The sequence below is a fragment of the Agromyces sp. GQ35 genome (assembly GCF_059758475.1).
Genome location: NZ_JCAXEO010000001.1, coordinates 1195939 through 1212946, shown reverse-complemented (window position 1 = coordinate 1212946; position 17008 = coordinate 1195939). Strand labels below are relative to the sequence as shown.

The window sequence follows — 17008 nt, the reverse complement described above, 5'->3', positions numbered from 1 at the left end:
GGTCACCTCCACGGTCATGAGTCGGATGCGGCGGGCTTGGCCTTGGCCGGCGTGCTGCGCTTGGCCGTCGACGCGGTCGTGCGCGACGCGGTGGACCCGGTGCGCTTCGCAGCAGGCTTCGCGGCGGATTTCGTGCCGGATGCCGCGGAGGAGGCGAACGACGCCGCCTCATCGATCGCATCGTCGAGTGCGGAGGCCGCGTCGTCGACGGCGGACTTCGCCGCCTTCGCGGTCTTGGCGACGTTCTGCTTCGCCGACTTCGCGGTACTGCCGACGTCGCGCTTGGTCGCACCCGAGCCGCGGGTGGCGTTGCCGATCAACGACTTCACCCCGTCGAGCACGGTGTCGGAGAGATCGCCGACCTTGTCGGCGGCGAAGCCCTTGACGGTGTCGACGCCCTGTTGCACGGCCGGCGTGTTCCACACGCCCTCGGCCGCCTTTCGAATCTGCTCGTAGCGCTCACGGCCGGCTCGCGTACCGAGCACGTAGCCGACTCCGAGCCCCACGACGAAGAGGATCTTGCCTTTCATGTGCACCCCAATTTCCTCTGTGGTTCACCACAGCGACTGTTCCAGCGTAGACCCCGCACGAACCGGCGCAAGGGGGTTGCGCTGAAATATTCCGTTCCGGCTATGCGATGCCGTCGGGCTGCACTCGACGGTGCCGGATGCGCCGCGCGACCTCGAGCGCGTGCGGCACCACGGAGGCCAGGCCAGTGCCCGCGACCCATGACCCGGTGGCCTCGATGCCGGTCTCGGCGACGAGCGCATCCTCGAGCACGCGCACCCGGTCGCGCTGGCCGAGTGCTGCCTGCGAGAGCGCATCGCGCCGCGCGGTGCGGCCGGACGCGCGGAGCATCCGCTCGTCGAGTGGAACGCCGAGGAGTACGGACGCGTCGGCGAGCGCGAGCGCCGCGGCCTCCTCGTCGGAGCGATCGTCGAGCGGGTTCGGCACCCCTGCTCGCCCATAGGAGAGGCGCACGACGTGCCGCCCTCCGGCGGCATCGGCCAGCCAGTTCCACTTCGCCGTCGAGTGGGTGAGCGCCTTCGCGGAGACGCCGGGGGTGTCGGCTGCGACGAGGACGCCGGTACCGCGTGGTGCATGGTCGAGCTCCGGGGCGTCGAGCACGAGGGTGACGATCTCGACGGATGCCGCGGGCGGCCAGGTCGTGCTCGTCATGTCGGGCGCACTCTTCGCCCCGGGCGCCCAGCCGTCGAGGGCCGCCTCGACGAGGCCGAGGGCGACGTGCCCCGATGCGGCGAGCACGACGTCGGGTGCGGTGACGAACAGCTCGCCGGTCTCGGTGGTGGCGATGACGAGCCATCCGGATGCCTCGTCGGCGCGGTCCTCGGTCGATGCGCGGCCGACCGTCGCCTCGTCGGCCGCGTCACCGACGCGCTCGAGCCCGGTGACCTCCGCCCCGCGCACGACGGTGACGCCGAATCGGTCGAGCTCGCGCTCGAGAGCCTCGACGAGACGGTGCATGCCGCCGCGGAGGCCGCGCACGGCTCCACCGGCCTTGCGCGCCTCGACGAGTTGCCCGACGCCGCCCGAGAGCGAGCCGGTGCGGGTCATCGCCTCGTTGAGGCCGGGCGCCACGACGTCGAGGTCGAGCTCGTTCGGGTCGGTCGAGTAGACGCCCGCCGAGATCGGCGTCACGAGCCGGTCGAGCACGGCCTGACCCATGCGCGAGCGCACGAGCTGGCCGAGGCTGTGGGCGCGGCCGATGCGGAGGATCGGCATCAACCGATCGCCGTAGGCTCGGATCGCGCCGCCCCAGCCGATGATGCGGCGCACGTCGTCGCCCAGCGGGTTCGCGGGAATGCCGAGCACTCCGGTCTTCGGCAGCGGGGCCGCGTCGGGGCGTCCCTGCTTGCCGGGCATCACGAGCCAGGCGCCGGCGGGGTTCGGGCTCTCGATCTCGGCGTCGAGCCCGAGCGAGCCGAGCAGTTCGGCGACGGCGCCACCACGGGTCGCGAACGACTCGGCGCCGCTGTCGAGCACCAGTCCGTCGAGTTCGATGCGCCCGACGCATCCGCCGAGTTCCCCACTCCGCTCGAGCACGGTGACGCGAAGACCGACCTTCGCGCACTCGAGAGCCGCGACGAGGCCGGCGACACCTCCCCCGACCACGACGACGTCGGCGGTCGATCGCTCGATGACCGGTTCGGGTGCGGGCTCGGTCATGCCGATGCCTCGTGCACGAGTTCGACGACGCGGGTCAGCACCGTCGGGTCGGTCTCCGGCGGTACGCCGTGGCCGAGGTTGAAGACGTGGGCGGGCGCGGCCCGGCCTCGTTCGAGCACGTCGCGCACGGCCGCCTCGAGCACGGGCCACGGTGCCGCGAGCAGGGCGGGATCGAGGTTGCCCTGCAGCGGCACGCCCTGGCCGACTCGCCGCGCGGCGACGTCGAGTGGGATGCGGTAGTCGACTCCGACGGTGTCGACGCCGATGTCGTGCATGGCACCGAGGAGCTCGCCGGTGCCGACGCCGAAGTGCACGACGGGCACGCTGCGAGTCGTCGTGCCGGTCGTGCCACCGTCGCCCGAGGCATCCGGCCGCTCGTAGGCGAGGTCGTGCACGAACGAGAGCGCCTTCGCCGAGGCGGACGCGACGTGCGTCTCGTAGTCGGCGAGCGAGAGCGCACCGGCCCACGAGTCGAAGAGCTGGGCGGCGGACGCCCCGGCGAGCACCTGCGTGCGCAGGAAGCGCCCGGTGAGCTCGGCGGTCCAGTCCATGAGTGCGCGCCACGCTCCCGGGTCGGCGTGCATGAGCGTGCGGGCGGCGAGGTGGTCTTTCGACGGGCCGCCTTCGGCGAGGTACGCCGCGAGCGTGAACGGCGCGCCGGCGAAGCCGATGAGGGGTGTGCTTCCGGCACTGGTCGAGCCTGCCGGGACTCCACCGGCCGGCACCGTGGCGTTCAGCTCGGCGACCACTCGCCCGACCGCCTCGGTGATGGGCGCGGATGCCTCGTCGAGCCGCGCAGGGTCGATCGCCGTGAGCTCGGCGACGCCGGCGGCATCCGCGTAGCCCCGCGTGAAGACCGGACCGCGGCCCGGCTGGATCTCGACGTCGACGCCCACGAGCTTCAACGGCACCACGATGTCGCTGAAGAAGATGCCGGCGTCGACGTGGTGGCGACGCACGGGCTGCAGCGTGATCTCGGCTGCCATCGCCGGATCGAGGCAGGCGTCGAGCATGCGCGTGCCGACGCGGAGGTCGCGGTACTCGGGCAGCGAGCGCCCCGCCTGACGCATGAACCAGACGGGAGTGACGTCGGAACGCTCTCCTCTATATGCACGCACGAGGCGCGAGTCGGAAGTCAGACCGGCGGAGAGGGGATGCTGCGCGGAGAGGTTCACGCCCTACATTGTCGCGTATCGGTCTGGGTGAGTCCGGCGACGTGTGATCGCGTTCATTCGTCGACGAGTTCTCAGTTCCGTCGGCAGGAAGCCTTACATTCCTGCGTGCATCAGCGCTAAGGTCGAGACGTTGTGCGCCCCCGAGCACGACGACGCACGTATCCCCCGACGTGCGCCTCCGCACCCACGGAGAACCCATGCCCCCAATGATGTGTTGCACACTGTTCGTCCCCTTCGAGCCGGCCGCACCGGCTCGGCATGCCGCCCGGTCTGCACGAGGCGCGCGATGAACGCGGCCACGCCGCATCGCGTCGGCATCACCTTCGCCATCGCCGCCGTCGCCGCGATCGTGGTGGGCGGGCTCATCGCCGGCTCGGCCGCGCTCGAGCGCGTGATGCTGCGCCTGCCCGACGTTCCGGCGGTCGAGCGCTTCGCCGTCGTCGTCTCGGGCCTCGCGGTGCTCGCCGCCGTCGTCTGGATGTTCGTCCGGCTCGGCGAGCTCTCCCGGTCCCGTGCCCGACGGCGCGCACTCGAGGCCAGCGTGCGGGGAGAGGTGAGTTGCGGCATCCGCAGCCGCGAGCTCGTGGCGAGCCTCGCCGAGCTGACGATCGATGACCCGCGCGCGCTCGGCATCTCCGCGCGCTACTCGATCGTGGTCGACGAACTCGGCGTCGCATTCTGGAAGGGCGGCCGGCGCCCCCGGCGAGCCGTGCATTTCGCCTGGCGAGAGGTGCGCGGCATCCGCTGCGACTCGATGATCGCGGGCGATTCCCCGCTCTCCGTGCTCGTGCTCCGGGTGCGACGCGGCGGCGTCAGCGTCGAGTTGCCGATCGTGTTCGCCGACGAGCGACCGGGCCGGTACTCGTTGAGCGACGCTCCGTTCTTCGCCGTGGTGCGCAGCTGGAAGGCGAAGCATCGCGAGGCGCTCGCGTCCGAAGGACTCGAAGTTCCGACGCTCACGGCGCCAATCCAGATCGTGCGCTCGACGCCGGTGCTCGCCGGGCGCTGAGACCCCCGACGTCGCACTGGGCGAACACCGATTCGACGGCGAGTAGAATCCCTTCGTGCTCATCTGCCTCTCCGCGAGTCACAAGAACGCCGGGTTCGACATGCTCGAGCGGCTTTCGGCGACCGCGGATGCCGCCGGACCCCGCATTCGCAACGGCCACCCCGCCGTGCGCGGCGCAGTCGTCGTGGCGACCTGCAATCGATTCGAGGCGTACCTCGACCTCGACGCCGTCGACGGAGAGTCACCCGTACCCGCCGTGCATGAGGCGATCCACGCGGTGGGCGCGATCGCCGGACTCGAGGCCGACGAACTTCGCACCACGTTCGGCTTCGTGCACGGCAACGCCGTCGCCGGGCACCTGTTCGCCGTGGCATCGGGTCTCGAGTCGGTCGTCGTCGGCGAGGGTGAGATCGCCGGGCAGGTGCGCCGCTCCCTCGAACGCGCACGCGGCGAGGGCACCACGACACCCGAGCTCGAGCGGCTCTTCCAGCGCGCCTCGCAGATCTCGCGCCGCGTGAAGAACGAGACGGGCATCGGCGGCGAAGGCCGCTCGCTCGTGCGCCTCGCACTCGACCTCGCCGAGAGCCGCGTCACCGACTGGGCCGCCACGCGAGTGCTGCTCGTCGGCACGGGCCGCTTCGCGGGCGCCTCGCTCGCTGCCCTGCGTGATCGCGGCGCCACCGACGTGCGAGTGTTCTCCCCGTCGGGCCGCGCCGAGAAGTTCGCCGCCGGGCATGGCATCGAGGCCGTCGGCCGCACCGAGGTCGCCGCGGTCGCCGCGAGTGCCGACGTCATCGTGACCTGCACGACCGCCGAGCACCACGTCGTCGATCGGGCGTTGCTCGAAGCCGGGCGAGCCGTGCTCGAGACACCCGACGCCGCCACCGCCGCGGCCCCGCTCGCGCTCGTCACCCATGCCGTCGACGTCGCCGCCGAGCGTCAGCTCGTGATCGACCTCGGGCTGCCGCGCAACGTTGCACCCGACGTCGTCGAGGTGCCGGGTGTCGAGCTGCTCGACCTCGAGACCATCCGAATCCACGCCCCGCTCGAAGAGTTCGGGGCGACGGATGCCGCGCGAGCGATCGTCGGCGGGGCGGCCCGCGCATTCGGAGAGACCCGCGAGGTGCACGACGTCGCTCCAGCCGTCGTGGCCCTCCGGCGCCACGTCTTCGACATCCTCGACGGCGAGATCGAGCGCGCCCGCGGCCGCGGCGACGACGACGGACGCACCGAAGCCGCGCTGCGGCACATGGCCGGCGTACTGCTGCACACGCCGATGGTGCGCTCGCGCGAGCTCGCCCGCGCCGGCGAGCAGCAGGCCTGGATCGACGGCATCGCGGCGATCTTCGGCGTGACCGCAGAGGCCGCCGCTGCCATGCCGCACGAGGTGCCTGGTGTCCGCGACGAGGGAATCGGCGACTCGGGGGCGATCGCCGCCTCCTGAGTGACATCGGTCGCTCGCGATACGCTTCGAGGCGATGCACGAGATCACTGAGCCGGCCCCGGCCGAAGCCGAACCCGAACCCGAACCCGAACCCACCATCGATGTCGAGCCGACGAGCGCGCAGCCCGGTGCTGGCGGCCCCGACGGCCCCCCGGCGCTGCGACTCCCATTCGACGCGACCGCGCTCACCGAGTCGCCGCTGCGCACAGCGCGCCTGGTGCTTCGCCCGCTCGAGGCATCCGACGCCGCCGACGTGTACGAGTACCAGCGACTCCCCGAGGTGCTCACATACCTGCCGTGGCCCGAGCGCGACCGGTCCGACGCGTACGCGCACACTGCCACCCGTTCGGCCGCTCGGGTGCTCGCCGCCGACGGCGACTTCTTCGTGTTCGCGATGACACTTCCGGGCACACCGTCGGTCGACGGCGGCGAGCACGATCGAGTGATCGGCGACATGATGGTGCGGGTCTCGAACGTCGCCCACGCGCAGCTCGAGCTCGGCTGGGTAGTGCACCCCGACTTCCAGAGCCGGGGTTACGCGAGCGAGGCCGCGCGCGCGATTCGAGACTTCGTGTTCGAGACCCTCGATCCCCATCGGATCCAGGCGTTCCTCGACGCTCGCAACACGGCGTCCGCCGCCCTCTGCGAACGCCTCGGCATGCGTCGCGAGGCGACGATTCTCGAAGAGCAGTTCAACGACGGCGAGTGGCAGGACACCGCGGTCTACGGCGTGCTGCAGCGGGAGTGGGCCGCTCGTCGCCCGGCCGACACCGGTGGCGAGAGCACCGGGACGGGCTCGACAGCCTGAGGGGGACGCCCGGCGCTCTCCACCGGTTGTGCAACCAGCGGTGGGCGCCGTTTCGGCTGGGATCGCCAGGCGCGCACTCGATCGAACCTACGGGGCGCATCGCGGTCGGCGCGGCCCCCGTTCGAGGGACAAATGGCTGGTCGAGCGCGTGAACCGCGCCACAGCGTCACCCCCTGCGCGAGCCGTGCCTCACGGCCCGGCGGCCGGCGCCGACGCGTCGAGCGACCGTTCGGCGGACATCGACGCCGACATGTTTCTCCACAGGGTTATCCACAGGCTGTGAACACATGTTCGAATGTCGCCGCGGCAGTCGCAGCGCCGAGGCCTATGCCCCGATGAGTCGCGCGGCCAGGTAGCCCTCGAGCTCGGCGAGCGGCACCCGCACCTGCTCCATGCTGTCGCGCTCGCGCACCGTCACGGCGTTGTCGTCGAGCGAGTCGAAGTCGACCGTGATGCAGAACGGCGTACCGATCTCGTCTTGACGACGGTAGCGACGACCGATGGCGCCGGCGTCGTCGAAGTCGACGTTCCAGTGCTTGCGGAGCGACGCGGCGACCTCGCGGGCGAGCGGCGAGAGGCGCTCGTTGCGGCTGAGCGGCAGCACCGCCGCCTTCACGGGCGCAAGACGCGGGTCGAGCCGCAGCACGGTGCGGGTGTCGACGCCGCCCTTCGCGTTCGGCACCTCTTCGACGTCGTAGGCGTCGACGAGGAAGGCCATGAGCGAGCGGGTGAGACCGGCCGCGGGCTCGATCACGTAGGGGATCCAGCGCTCGTTCTTCGACTGGTCGAAGTACGACAGCTCTTTGCCCGAGTGCTCCGAGTGCGTGGTGAGGTCGAAGTCGGTGCGGTTGGCGACACCCTCGAGCTCGCCCCACTCGCCGCCGGTGAAGCCGAAGCGATACTCGATATCGACGGTGCGCTTCGAGTAGTGCGAGAGCTTCTCGGAGGGGTGCTCGAAGCGGCGCAGGTTCTCGGGGTCGACGCCGAGGTCGACGTACCAGTTCCAGCGGTAGTCGAGCCAGTACTCGAACCATTGGTCGTCGGTGCCGGGCTCGACGAAGAACTCGAGTTCCATCTGCTCGAACTCGCGCGTGCGGAAGATGAAGTTTCCGGGCGTGATCTCGTTGCGGAACGACTTGCCGATCTGGCCGATGCCGAACGGCGGCTTCATGCGCGCCGCCTGCAGCACGTTGGCGAAGTTGGTGAAGATGCCCTGCGCCGTCTCGGGGCGGAGGTAGTGCAGCCCCGACTCATCCTGAACCGGACCCAGGTAGGTCTGCAGCATCATGTTGAAGTCGCGGGGCGGGGTCCACTGGCCACGGGTACCGCAGTTCGGGCAGGCGATGTCGCCCATGCCGTTCTCGGGAACGCGGCCCTTCTTCTCTTCGAAAGCCTCGAGCAGGTGGTCTTCGCGGAAGCGCTTGTGGCAGTGCAGGCACTCGACGAGCGGGTCGGTGAAGACGCCGACGTGACCGGAGGCGACCCACACCTGCTTCGGCAGGATGACGCTCGAGTCGAGGCCGACGACGTCTTCGCGGCCGGTGACCATGTAGCGCCACCACTGACGCTTGATGTTCTCTTTCAGCTCGACGCCGAGGGGCCCGTAGTCCCAGGCGGAACGGGATCCGCCGTAGATCTCGCCGGCCTGGAAGACGAAGCCCCGGTGCTGGGCGAGGGCGATGACGGATTCGAGACGGCTGGGTGCGGCCACGGTGGCTCCAATGGTCCTGGGATCGGGCGAATGCCGGAAAACGACACGGTGTCACCATCCTACGGGCGGGCGCGGGCGCGAACGAGCGCGAGCCATCCCCCGGGTGCGGCGGCCTGCGGCTACGCTGTGCCCAACACGACCAGGGCCAAGGGGGCGACGGTGTGGGATTTCGTGCTCGAACTGAACGTGATCGACGGGCCCTTCGTCATCGCGATCGCCGCGATCGCCGCGCTGGCACTCCTCTACCTGCTCGGGCGAGGCTCCGGCTGGTCATGGGTGCTGACGGTGATCGTGCTGCTCGTCCTCGGCGGGCTGATCGGCATCGCGACGCTCTGGATCGCGGTGAACCTGCTCGATGCGTTCGGCGGGCCGGTGAACGAGGCCGCCTGGCTCTGGGTTCCGGCGGCGTTCGCCGCGAGCCTCATCGCGATCTGGAACCTCTGGCACTCGCGATGGTGGCGCAAGGTCATCGCGCTGCTCGCGATTCCCCTCTTCGCCGGCGCCGCCGCCCTCGGGGTGAACGCCGCGTACGGCCTGAACCCGACCCTCGGGTCGATGCTCCACATCTCGACGGCCGACCCCATCGCGGTGCCGACGCCCGACCCCGCCGATGCCGCGGACCCCGCCGAGCCGCTGTACCTGACCTGGACGCCACCGGCCGACCTGCCCGCCGGGGGCGAGATCGGAACCGTCGAGGGCGGCGTGCCGAACACCGTCTCGGGCTTCGCGGCGCGGCCGGCTCAGCTCTACCTGCCACCGGCGGCATTGGTGAAGGATGCTCCGCGGTTGCCGCTCGTCGTCATGATGATGGGTCAGCCGGGCGACCCCGATGCGAGCTTCATCGGCGCGGTGCTCGACGAATTCGCGTCGGAGCACGACGGGCTCGCGCCGATCGCGCTCGTCATCGACCAACTGGGCGATCCCGCTGAGGACCCGCTGTGCCTCGACACCGAGCTCGGTGCGGTCGAGACGTATGTCACGCACGACGTCATGCCGTGGGCGAAACAGCACCTCGACGTGCTGCAGGGCCGGCAGTACACCACCATCGCCGGTTACTCGAACGGTGGCGGGTGCGCGGCGTACTTCGGCTCGAAGTACCCCGAGATGTTCGGCAACATCCTCGCGATCTCGCCCGTCGAGTTCGCGGGAGCCGAGCGGCCCTCCGAGGTGCTGTCGAGCGTCTTCCACGGCGTCCAGGCCGCCTACGACGCCGTGAAGCCCGCGAACATCATGCTCTCGAAGACGCCCTACCCCGACACGACGGCCGTGTTCACGGTCGGTGAGGACGACACGGCGTTCGCTCCGGGCGCGGAACGCCTCGCGGATGCCGCGGCCGCGGCCGGCATGCAGACGACGTTCTTCGTCGTCGCCGGGGCGGACCACGATGCAGCGGCGTTGAACGGCGGCCTCGACGAGGGCTTCGAGGTGCTGTACCCGAGACTCGGGCTCTCCGCACCGTGACGCTGAACCACCCCACCGGGAGCAGACATGAGTGAATCCAGCGCCGACACCGAGCCGACCGGGCGCCTGCGTACGACCGGGGAGACGATCGGCGCGTTCATCCGACGCGTACCGTTCAGCATCGCCGTGGCCATCGTGCTCCTCGGCACGTCGATCGCCGCGGGCACCGCGATCGGCACCGCCTCGGAGGCGACGGCGTCGACGTGGGCCGCCGGCGTGCTCACCACGATCGAGGAGGGTCGATGGTGGACGGTCGGCACCGCGCTCGTCATCGCATTCGACCCCTTCCAGCTCGTGTTCGGAGTGCTCGCCTCAGTGCTGCTGCTCGGCGTCGCTGAGCGCCGCATGGGCACCTGGCGCACGATCGTCGCGTTCGTCGTCACCGGCGTGGTCGGCGTTGCACTCGGCACGCTGGTGCAGTGGCTCGGCTCACTCGCCGGCGAATGGTGGGCGACGGGCACCGCCGCCGACCTGACGCTCGACCCGCTCACCGGCATCGTCGGTGCGCTGATCGCCTCGACGGCGTTCATGGGAACACTCTGGCGCCGCCGCATCCGCATCGTCACCCTCGCATTCATCCTGGTCTTCGTGCTCTACGACGGCGACTCGTCGAACGCCTACCGGATCATCGCGGCGATCGCCGGGTATCTCCTCGGCGCCCTGCTCGCCCGAGATCCGTCGACGCTGTCGGCGCGGCGCAGTTCGCATCGCGAGACCCGCACCCTCATCGCCGCGGTCATCGCCGTGACCGCGGTCGGGCCGATCGTCGCGCTCATCAACCGCTCCGAGCTCACGCCGTTCGCGTTCGGCTCCTACCTCTACCGTGACGAACCCCTCGAGCTCGCCGCGGTCATGACGCAGTGCGGCAGTGCCGTCACCGCGGTGACCGACGCGTGCATCTCGCAACTCGCGCTGCTCAGCGCCCAGGGCTTCGGCATGTTCCTGCTCTCGTTCGTGCCGGTGATGCTCCTGCTGCTCGCGGCCTGGGGCCTCCGGAGTGGCCGACGCTTCGCCTGGTGGCTCGCGATCGCCGTCAACCTCGCCATTCTGCTCTTCGCCCGCACCGCATTCGACGTCACGGTCTCGACCGCCGACGTCGACGACGGCACCTGGACGGTGTTCGACCTCGGCGAGCTGGTGCTCTGGGCGCTCGCGGTGCTCGCATTGCCGATCGGCATCATCGTCATGCTCATCGTGACCAGGCGGCACTTCCAGCTGCGAGCTCCTCGACGCAGGCTCGGGCGCTTCGCCGTCGTCGTCTCGGTGACGTTCGTCGTGCTCGCCGGAGCGTACTTCGCCGTCGGCCTGTCGACCCTCGGCGAGTACTGGCCCGCCGCGACCGGCTGGGACCTGCTGCTCGACACGCTCAAGCGATTCGTGCCACCGCACTTCCTCGCCGTGGTCGACCCCATCGTGTTGCCCGGCCACGACCTGACGAGCGTGCTCTACCAGGTGGTCGGGCCGCTGTTCTGGGCGGTGTTCATCGTCGCCGCCGTGCGGCTGATGTCACGATCGCGCGCAGAGACCGCGGCGAAGACGGCGGACGACGAGCGTCTCCGCGAACTGCTGCACCGCAACGGCGGCGGCACTCTCGGCTTCATGGCGACCTGGCCCGGCAACGTGATCTGGTTCGGCGACGACGGGGGGTCGGCGGTCGCCTATCGGGTGATCAACGGCGTCGCCATCACGATGTCCGACCCGATCTGCCCGCCGAGCGACGCCGGCCGCGTCATCCGCGAGTTCGCCGCCTTCTGCGACGCGAACAGCTGGATGCCCGTCTTCTACAGCGTGCACCCGCAGTACCTGCCCGTCTTCGACGAGCTCGAGTGGCAGCACATGTCGGTCGGCGAGGAGACGCTCGTGCGCACCACCGGGCTCGAGCTCACGGGCAAGCCGTGGCAGAAGGTGCGCCAGGCGCTGAACCGCGGCATCAAGGAGGGGATGACCACGGTCTGGGCGAGCTGGGACGAGCTGCCGCTGGCGACCGTCGCCGAGATCAATGCGATCTCCGAGGAATGGGTCGCCGAGAAGGAGCTGCCCGAGATGGGATTCACGCTCGGCGGCATGGAGGAGTTGAAAGACCCCGAGGTGCGTCTGATGCTCGCCGTCGGTCCCGACGATCGGCTGCAGGCCGTCACGAGCTGGCTGCCCGTCTACCGCGACGGCGCGGTGGTCGGCTGGACGATCGACTTCATGCGCCGGGCCGACGGGAGCATGAACGGCATCATGGAGTTCCTCATCGCCTCTGCGGCGCTGCACATGAAGGAGACCGGTGCCGAGGTGCTGAGCCTCTCGGGTGCTCCGCTCGCGTCGAAGCCGCTCGCCGACGGTGACACGCCGCCGGACCCGACGGTGATGACGCGACTCCTCGACTGGCTCGCCACGACGCTCGAACCCGCCTACGGCTTCTCGTCGCTGTTCCGCTTCAAGGCGAAGTTCAACCCCGAGTACGAGACGATCTCGATGGCCTACCCCGACCCGCTCGCGCTGCCGACGATCGGCGTCGCGATCGGCCGGGCGTACCTGCCCGAGGTGTCGCCGAAAGAGGCCGTCGCCCTCGTGAAGACGCTCACGACGTAGCATCCGTGGTCCGCCGCGCGACGCCTAGGCTGGAACGGATGCCTCAACTCACCGACATCCGTGTCGCGGCGATCGCCCTGATGCGTGACCGGCGCGTGCTCATGGTCACCGCGCGCGACCGCGACGTGTACTACATGCCCGGGGGCAAGATCGACGCCGGCGAGACGGCCGCCGAGGCCGCCGCCCGCGAGGCGCTCGAAGAGGTCGCGCTCGTGCTCGACCCGGCCGATCTCGTCGAGCTCTTCGAGGTGATCGTGCAGGCTCATGGCGAGCCAGACGGCCGGCTGGTTCGCATGCGCGTCTTCCACGCCGAGACGGATGCCGCGCCGCTCGCCTCTGCCGAGGTGGGCAGCCTGCACTGGGTGACGAGCGCCGAGGTCGACCGGTGCCCGCCCGCCGGGGTCGAGGTGCTCGAGCGGCTCGCCGCCGCCGGACTCATCGACTGACCGCGACGCATTCGTCGGCTGACCGCTGCCTCAGGTCTGCCTCGTAGACTTCGGACATGCCGACGACTCGCGAGTTCCGCAGTGGGGAGCACGTCATCGTCGTCCGCGAGTCGGGCATCGCCGACGGCCCGGACTACGTGCTCGTGCACGGCCTCGGCATGGCTCACGAGTATTGGGGCGACCTCGCCGTCCGGCTCGAGGCGACGGGCACCGTGTACGCCCTCGACATGCCAGGTTTCGGCGACGCCCCGCAACCGCGGGAGCCGCTCAGCATGGAGGCGTCCGGGGAGCTCCTCGCCGAGCTCATCGCCGCCGAGGGACTCGACCGCCCCGTGCTCGTCGGCCACTCGACCGGTGCGCAGGTCGTATCGGAGACCGCCGCGCATCATCCGGAGCTCGTCGGCCGACTCGTGCTGATCGGGTCGACCGTGAATCCCCGCGAGCGCACCATCCTGCAGCAGGCGTTGCGCTTCCTGCAGGACATCGCCGTCATCAACCCGAAGGTGATGGCGATCGGGCTCGCCCAGTACTCGGAGGCGGGGCCGAAGTGGTTCACTGCGAACCTCCGGCCGATGATCGAGCACCGCCTCGAGCGCGTCCTTCCGCTGATCGCCGCCGACACGCTCGTCATCCGCGGCGAACACGACCGCATCGTGCCGCGGTACTGGGCCGAAGAGATGACGGCGCTCATTCCGAATGGGCGCTACGCCGAGGTTCCCGGACGAGGCCACGACACGATGCTCACCGGGGTCTCAGAGGTCTTCGACCTCATCTCCCGACATGCACGCGGCGAGCCCGTCGGCCGCGAGGTGGCGACGGCGCCCCCGATCGAGGCGCCACTCGCGGCAGCGCCTCGCCCGCTCTCGCCGCTCGCGGCCGCCGGCTGGTGGGCGCTCGACTACCTCGACGCGGCGAAGCGGCACACGCGAGTGCTCACGGTGCCGAGACCGCCGCGACGTTGGGGCGAGGGCGACGCCGCCATGCCGACGATCGTGCTGCTGCCGGGCGTCTACGAGCACTGGTCGTTCATGGCACCCGTCGGCGACGCGCTCAACGCCCGGGGTCATCGTGTGCGCGTCGTGCACGGACTCGGTGCGAACCTGCTCGCGATCCCCGAAACGGCCGAACGTGTCACGCGGGCGTTGCTCCGCCTGCCGACCCCCACGGCCGGCCGCATCCTCGTCGGCCATTCGAAGGGCGGGCTGGTCGGCAAGCGGATGCTGATCGCCGCCGCAGCCGGCGGCACCGACGAGCGTCTCGGGCTGCTCGGTGTCGTCGCCGTCGCCACGCCGTTCGGCGGATCACGACTCGCGCGCTACATGCTCGACCGGAGGCTGCGGGAGTTCCTGCCCGACGGGGCGACGATCGTCGAACTCGGCGACGCGGCATCCGTCAACTCGCGCATCGTGTCGGTGTTCGGCACCTTCGATCCCCACGTGCCCGAAGGCAGCGCCCTCGACGGAGCCACGAATGTGCAGGTGCCGGTCGCCGGGCATTTCCGCATCCTCGCGGCGCCAGAGACGATCGCCGCGGTGGTCTCCGGCGTCGACTTGCTCGCTCAATCCACCGACGAGTCAGAACGCCTCGAACGGAGCCGCGTACCGGAATGAGCCGCGGTGCTCGTCGCTCGCTCGCGACAGCCGCAGCACTTGGAAGTACTCGCCCCAGGCGGGCTCGGGCGGGGCGACGCCGACCTCGGAACCGGCGACGAACCCGAACCTGCCGTAGTACCCGGGGTCGCCGAGCAGCACGACCAGCCCTTCGCCGTGCGCTTCGGCGATGCGGATCGTCTCGTGCACGAGCGCCGAACCGACCCCGTCGCGCTGGCGCTCAGGGGCGACCGCGATCGGTCCGAGCCCGAGCACCGGAGTCGTCGAGCCGGCCGAGTCGGTCGCGGTCGTCGCAACCGGCGCGACGGTGCCCCGAGTGCTGATGCAGTAGCCCACGACCTCGCCGCCGAGCTCGGCGACGAGCGTGAGGTGCGGCAGCACCGCCTCGGAGTCGAGCAGCGCCGTGTTCAGCCCGACCTCGATCGGCGGCTCGGCGGGCGACGACGTCGGTGTCGCGAACGCCACGGCAAGCAGGTGGTCGATGGTTGCACGGTCATGGGATTGCATCGGTCGGATGTGCACGTCGAGAGCGTACACGGCACGACCGCCGTGCCCGTCGGGAATGCGGAACGGGGGCGGTACCGCGTGGCACCGCCCCCGTTCACTCGCCGCTGGGTGCGGGTCAGTGCTGAGTCGCGCGAACGCGACGCGTCACGAGCATCGCGCCGGCGCCGAGCACCAGGAGTGCGAGCGCCGCGACACCGATGCCGAGGTCGACACCCGTCTCAGCCAGCTTGGGGCCGGCCGCGGCCGGGGCCGAGTTCTCGCCGGCCGGAACCACCGGAGCGGCGACGACGGGGGCTTCACCCTCGACGGAGCGGCCCGACAGGTCGCCGCTGAAGAAGAAGACGAGGACGTCGCCGACCTGGGCGCCCGGGATCGTGGCGGTGACGGTGCCCGCGCCGGCTGCGTCGGCGACGGTCTCTTCGAGACCGTCGAACTCGCCGACCGGCTCGCCGTCGCGGAGCAGCTGGAACCCGTAGTAGACCGGCTCATCGGCACCGAAGCCCGCGAAGTTCGCGGTGAGACCGGCGGCGAGCTGCTCGGGCGAAACCACCTGTCCGAAGCTCACGGTGGGCTCGGGCACGTCCGACTCGGTGATCGTCAACGCGACGAAGTTCGACACGAGCCATTCGGTGTCATCGAGCCGCTGCATGGCGCCCACGGAGACCCGGGGGTAGTCGGACTCGCTCGTGACCGGAGCATCGCGGGTCGGCACGACCTGTGCATCGATTGCACCCTCGGCATCGGGCGTCACGATGACGTCGTAGAGGGTCTCGCCCGAAGAAGGGCCAGTGCCGACACCGACCGAGACCGTCACGTCTCCGGTGCCGACGAAGCCGGTGCCGGTGATGTGGAAGCCCGCGCCCCACTCGCCTGCCGGGAAGGAGGTCGTGTCGATCGCGATCACCGGCGCGTCGGCCGCCTGGGCCGGAGCAGCGGCGAGCAGGCCGGCGAGCGGAAGCGCGACGACTGCGGCGATAGCGGCCGCTCGGACTCGCAAGGAGATGGGACGCATGCTTGATGGCGCCTTTCGAAGGAAGGTTGTCTGAGAGAGGAGCCTCTCCGCAGGCACTCTAGCAAACGGACACCATCCTCCGAATGGGGAGAACTCCCCATGGCCGTGCCGCAGCCGGGATGGGCTAGTGCACGTACTCCAGCAGGTCGAGACCCACCTGACGCATGCCGTCGAGCACCGCCAGACGGGAGGAGATCATGGTGTCGGCGTAGTACATCGACACCGCGTACGAGACGCTCGCGCGCGGGCCGCGGAGCACGCCGACCTCGCTGCGCACGCCGCCGTCGGTGCCGGTCTTGTTCATGAGCAGCACGTTGTGGTCGGGGGTGCGGTGCGCGAGCGGATCGAGGCCGAACGCGCTCGCGACCATCGACAGGTCGGCGTTCAGCGAGAGCCAGCCGACGACGCGCTGCGAGACCTCGGGCGAGACGATCTCGCCGCGCGCGAGCGAGGCGAAGAGCCACGTGAGCTCTTTCGCGGAGCCGATCGACAGCTGCGGGGCGTCATCGGGCCCGCGGTGGTCGCGCACGAGGTCGAGCAGCGCCGTGCGAGTGAGGCCGAGCGTTTCGGTGCGGGCGCGCACGGCCTCGAGGCCGACGTGACGGATGAGCACGTTCGTGGCGAGGTTGTCGCTCGTCGCCCCGATGAGTGCCGCGAGGTCGGCGAGTGGCAGCGACGGCGACTGCATGTGCTGCCAGATGCCCGAGTCGCCGACCGCGTCGCGGGGCGCCCGGTCGAGCACGGTGAACGCCTCGCTGCCGTCGCCCGAGAGACGAGACGCGACCTCGACGAGCAGCAGCACCTTGCCGATCGACGCCGTCGGCATCACGACGTGGTCGTCGACTGAGAAGAGCACCTTGCCGGTCGCGAGATCGGTCGCCCGCGCCGAGACCTGCACTCCCGCGAGCGCGAGGTCGCCGAGCGAGTTGAAGCCTCGTGCGAAGTTCTCGTTGGGCTCTTCGGTGCGATGCTTCCCGCGCCGGATCTCGGAATGCCGTGCGCGCCGCTCCGAACCCTGCGACGACGTCACCACGGTGATTCCACTGCCTTCCTCTGGC

14 protein-coding genes are annotated in these 17008 nt (G+C 70.4%); 7 read left to right on the top strand and 7 right to left on the bottom strand.

Annotated features, from left to right (window positions below):
- Positions 1 to 14: 14 nt before the first annotated feature.
- The 3 genes from AC6CH0_RS05650 to hemE all read right to left on the bottom strand — a co-directional run bounded on the left by AC6CH0_RS05650 (position 15) and on the right by hemE (position 3362).
- Positions 15 to 530, bottom strand: coding sequence for a hypothetical protein (locus tag AC6CH0_RS05650; protein WP_498101048.1), 516 nt, complete (start codon positions 528 to 530; stop codon positions 15 to 17).
- A 100-nt stretch (positions 531 to 630) separates the two neighbouring features.
- Positions 631 to 2187: a protoporphyrinogen/coproporphyrinogen oxidase gene (locus tag AC6CH0_RS05645; RefSeq protein ID WP_498098808.1), complete on the bottom strand. Its 1557-nt coding sequence runs from the start codon at positions 2185 to 2187 to the stop codon at positions 631 to 633.
- Positions 2184 to 3362, bottom strand: coding sequence for a uroporphyrinogen decarboxylase (gene hemE / locus AC6CH0_RS05640; RefSeq protein ID WP_498098807.1), 1179 nt, complete (start codon positions 3360 to 3362; stop codon positions 2184 to 2186). Before hemE ends, AC6CH0_RS05645 begins: the two co-directional genes overlap by 4 nt.
- 286 nt (positions 3363 to 3648) lie before the next feature.
- On the opposite strand from hemE, the gene AC6CH0_RS05635 reads away from it, so the two are divergent.
- The 3 genes from AC6CH0_RS05635 to AC6CH0_RS05625 are packed head-to-tail and all read left to right on the top strand — an operon-like array spanning position 3649 to position 6623.
- Positions 3649 to 4371 carry a hypothetical protein gene (locus AC6CH0_RS05635; RefSeq protein ID WP_498098805.1) on the top strand — a complete coding sequence of 241 codons (723 nt, stop codon included), beginning with the start codon at positions 3649 to 3651 and terminating at the stop codon, positions 4369 to 4371.
- A 55-nt stretch (positions 4372 to 4426) separates the two neighbouring features.
- A complete protein-coding gene (locus AC6CH0_RS05630; protein WP_498098804.1) occupies positions 4427 to 5815 on the top strand; it encodes a glutamyl-tRNA reductase in 1389 nt (462 codons plus the stop codon).
- A gap of 34 nt (positions 5816 to 5849) precedes the next feature.
- A complete protein-coding gene (locus tag AC6CH0_RS05625) occupies positions 5850 to 6623 on the top strand; it encodes a GNAT family N-acetyltransferase (RefSeq protein ID WP_498098803.1) in 774 nt (257 codons plus the stop codon).
- 325 nt (positions 6624 to 6948) lie between these two features.
- Here AC6CH0_RS05625 and AC6CH0_RS05620 read toward each other — a convergent pair whose 3' ends face one another.
- A complete protein-coding gene (locus AC6CH0_RS05620) occupies positions 6949 to 8334 on the bottom strand; it encodes a glycine--tRNA ligase (protein ID WP_498098802.1) in 1386 nt (461 codons plus the stop codon).
- 126 nt (positions 8335 to 8460) lie between these two features.
- Here AC6CH0_RS05620 and AC6CH0_RS05615 point away from each other — a divergent pair, with 126 nt between their 5' ends.
- Genes AC6CH0_RS05615 through AC6CH0_RS05600 form a run of 4 tightly spaced genes read left to right on the top strand, consistent with a single transcriptional unit; the run spans position 8461 to position 14431 of the window.
- Positions 8461 to 9795 (top strand): alpha/beta hydrolase, encoded by a 1335-nt coding sequence (locus AC6CH0_RS05615; RefSeq protein ID WP_498098800.1) that lies wholly within the window; start codon positions 8461 to 8463, stop codon positions 9793 to 9795.
- A 27-nt stretch (positions 9796 to 9822) separates the two neighbouring features.
- Positions 9823 to 12375: a rhomboid family intramembrane serine protease gene (locus AC6CH0_RS05610; protein WP_498098799.1), complete on the top strand. Its 2553-nt coding sequence runs from the start codon at positions 9823 to 9825 to the stop codon at positions 12373 to 12375.
- Positions 12376 to 12413: 38 nt separating this feature from the next.
- Positions 12414 to 12821, top strand: a complete 408-nt coding sequence (locus AC6CH0_RS05605; protein ID WP_498098798.1) for an NUDIX domain-containing protein — start codon at positions 12414 to 12416, stop codon at positions 12819 to 12821.
- 56 nt (positions 12822 to 12877) lie between these two features.
- Positions 12878 to 14431: an alpha/beta hydrolase gene (locus AC6CH0_RS05600; protein ID WP_498098796.1), complete on the top strand. Its 1554-nt coding sequence runs from the start codon at positions 12878 to 12880 to the stop codon at positions 14429 to 14431.
- On the opposite strand, the gene AC6CH0_RS05595 is transcribed toward AC6CH0_RS05600, so the two are convergent.
- The 3 genes from AC6CH0_RS05595 to AC6CH0_RS05585 form a co-directional block, all read right to left on the bottom strand.
- The gene (locus AC6CH0_RS05595) at positions 14396 to 14953 is read right to left on the bottom strand and encodes a GNAT family N-acetyltransferase (RefSeq protein ID WP_498098795.1); all 558 of its coding nucleotides are present in this window, start codon (positions 14951 to 14953) and stop codon (positions 14396 to 14398) included. The two genes, AC6CH0_RS05600 and AC6CH0_RS05595, sit on opposite strands and share 36 nt — an antisense overlap.
- 100 nt (positions 14954 to 15053) lie before the next feature.
- The gene (locus AC6CH0_RS05590) at positions 15054 to 15950 is read right to left on the bottom strand and encodes a hypothetical protein (protein ID WP_498098794.1); all 897 of its coding nucleotides are present in this window, start codon (positions 15948 to 15950) and stop codon (positions 15054 to 15056) included.
- A gap of 124 nt (positions 15951 to 16074) precedes the next feature.
- The gene (locus tag AC6CH0_RS05585; RefSeq protein WP_498098792.1) at positions 16075 to 16983 is read right to left on the bottom strand and encodes a serine hydrolase; all 909 of its coding nucleotides are present in this window, start codon (positions 16981 to 16983) and stop codon (positions 16075 to 16077) included.
- Positions 16984 to 17008: the final 25 nt, after the last annotated feature.

Coding starts and splice junctions, on each gene's coding strand:
- AC6CH0_RS05610 (WP_498098799.1), top strand. CDS start 9,823: ATGAGTGAATCCAGCGCCGACACCGAGCCGACCGGGCGCCTGCGTACG.
- AC6CH0_RS05645 (WP_498098808.1), bottom strand. CDS start 2,187: ATGACCGAGCCCGCACCCGAACCGGTCATCGAGCGATCGACCGCCGAC.
- AC6CH0_RS05625 (WP_498098803.1), top strand. CDS start 5,850: ATGCACGAGATCACTGAGCCGGCCCCGGCCGAAGCCGAACCCGAACCC.
- AC6CH0_RS05590 (WP_498098794.1), bottom strand. CDS start 15,950: ATGCGTCCCATCTCCTTGCGAGTCCGAGCGGCCGCTATCGCCGCAGTC.
- AC6CH0_RS05605 (WP_498098798.1), top strand. CDS start 12,414: ATGCCTCAACTCACCGACATCCGTGTCGCGGCGATCGCCCTGATGCGT.
- AC6CH0_RS05600 (WP_498098796.1), top strand. CDS start 12,878: ATGCCGACGACTCGCGAGTTCCGCAGTGGGGAGCACGTCATCGTCGTC.
- AC6CH0_RS05650 (WP_498101048.1), bottom strand. CDS start 530: ATGAAAGGCAAGATCCTCTTCGTCGTGGGGCTCGGAGTCGGCTACGTG.
- AC6CH0_RS05635 (WP_498098805.1), top strand. CDS start 3,649: ATGAACGCGGCCACGCCGCATCGCGTCGGCATCACCTTCGCCATCGCC.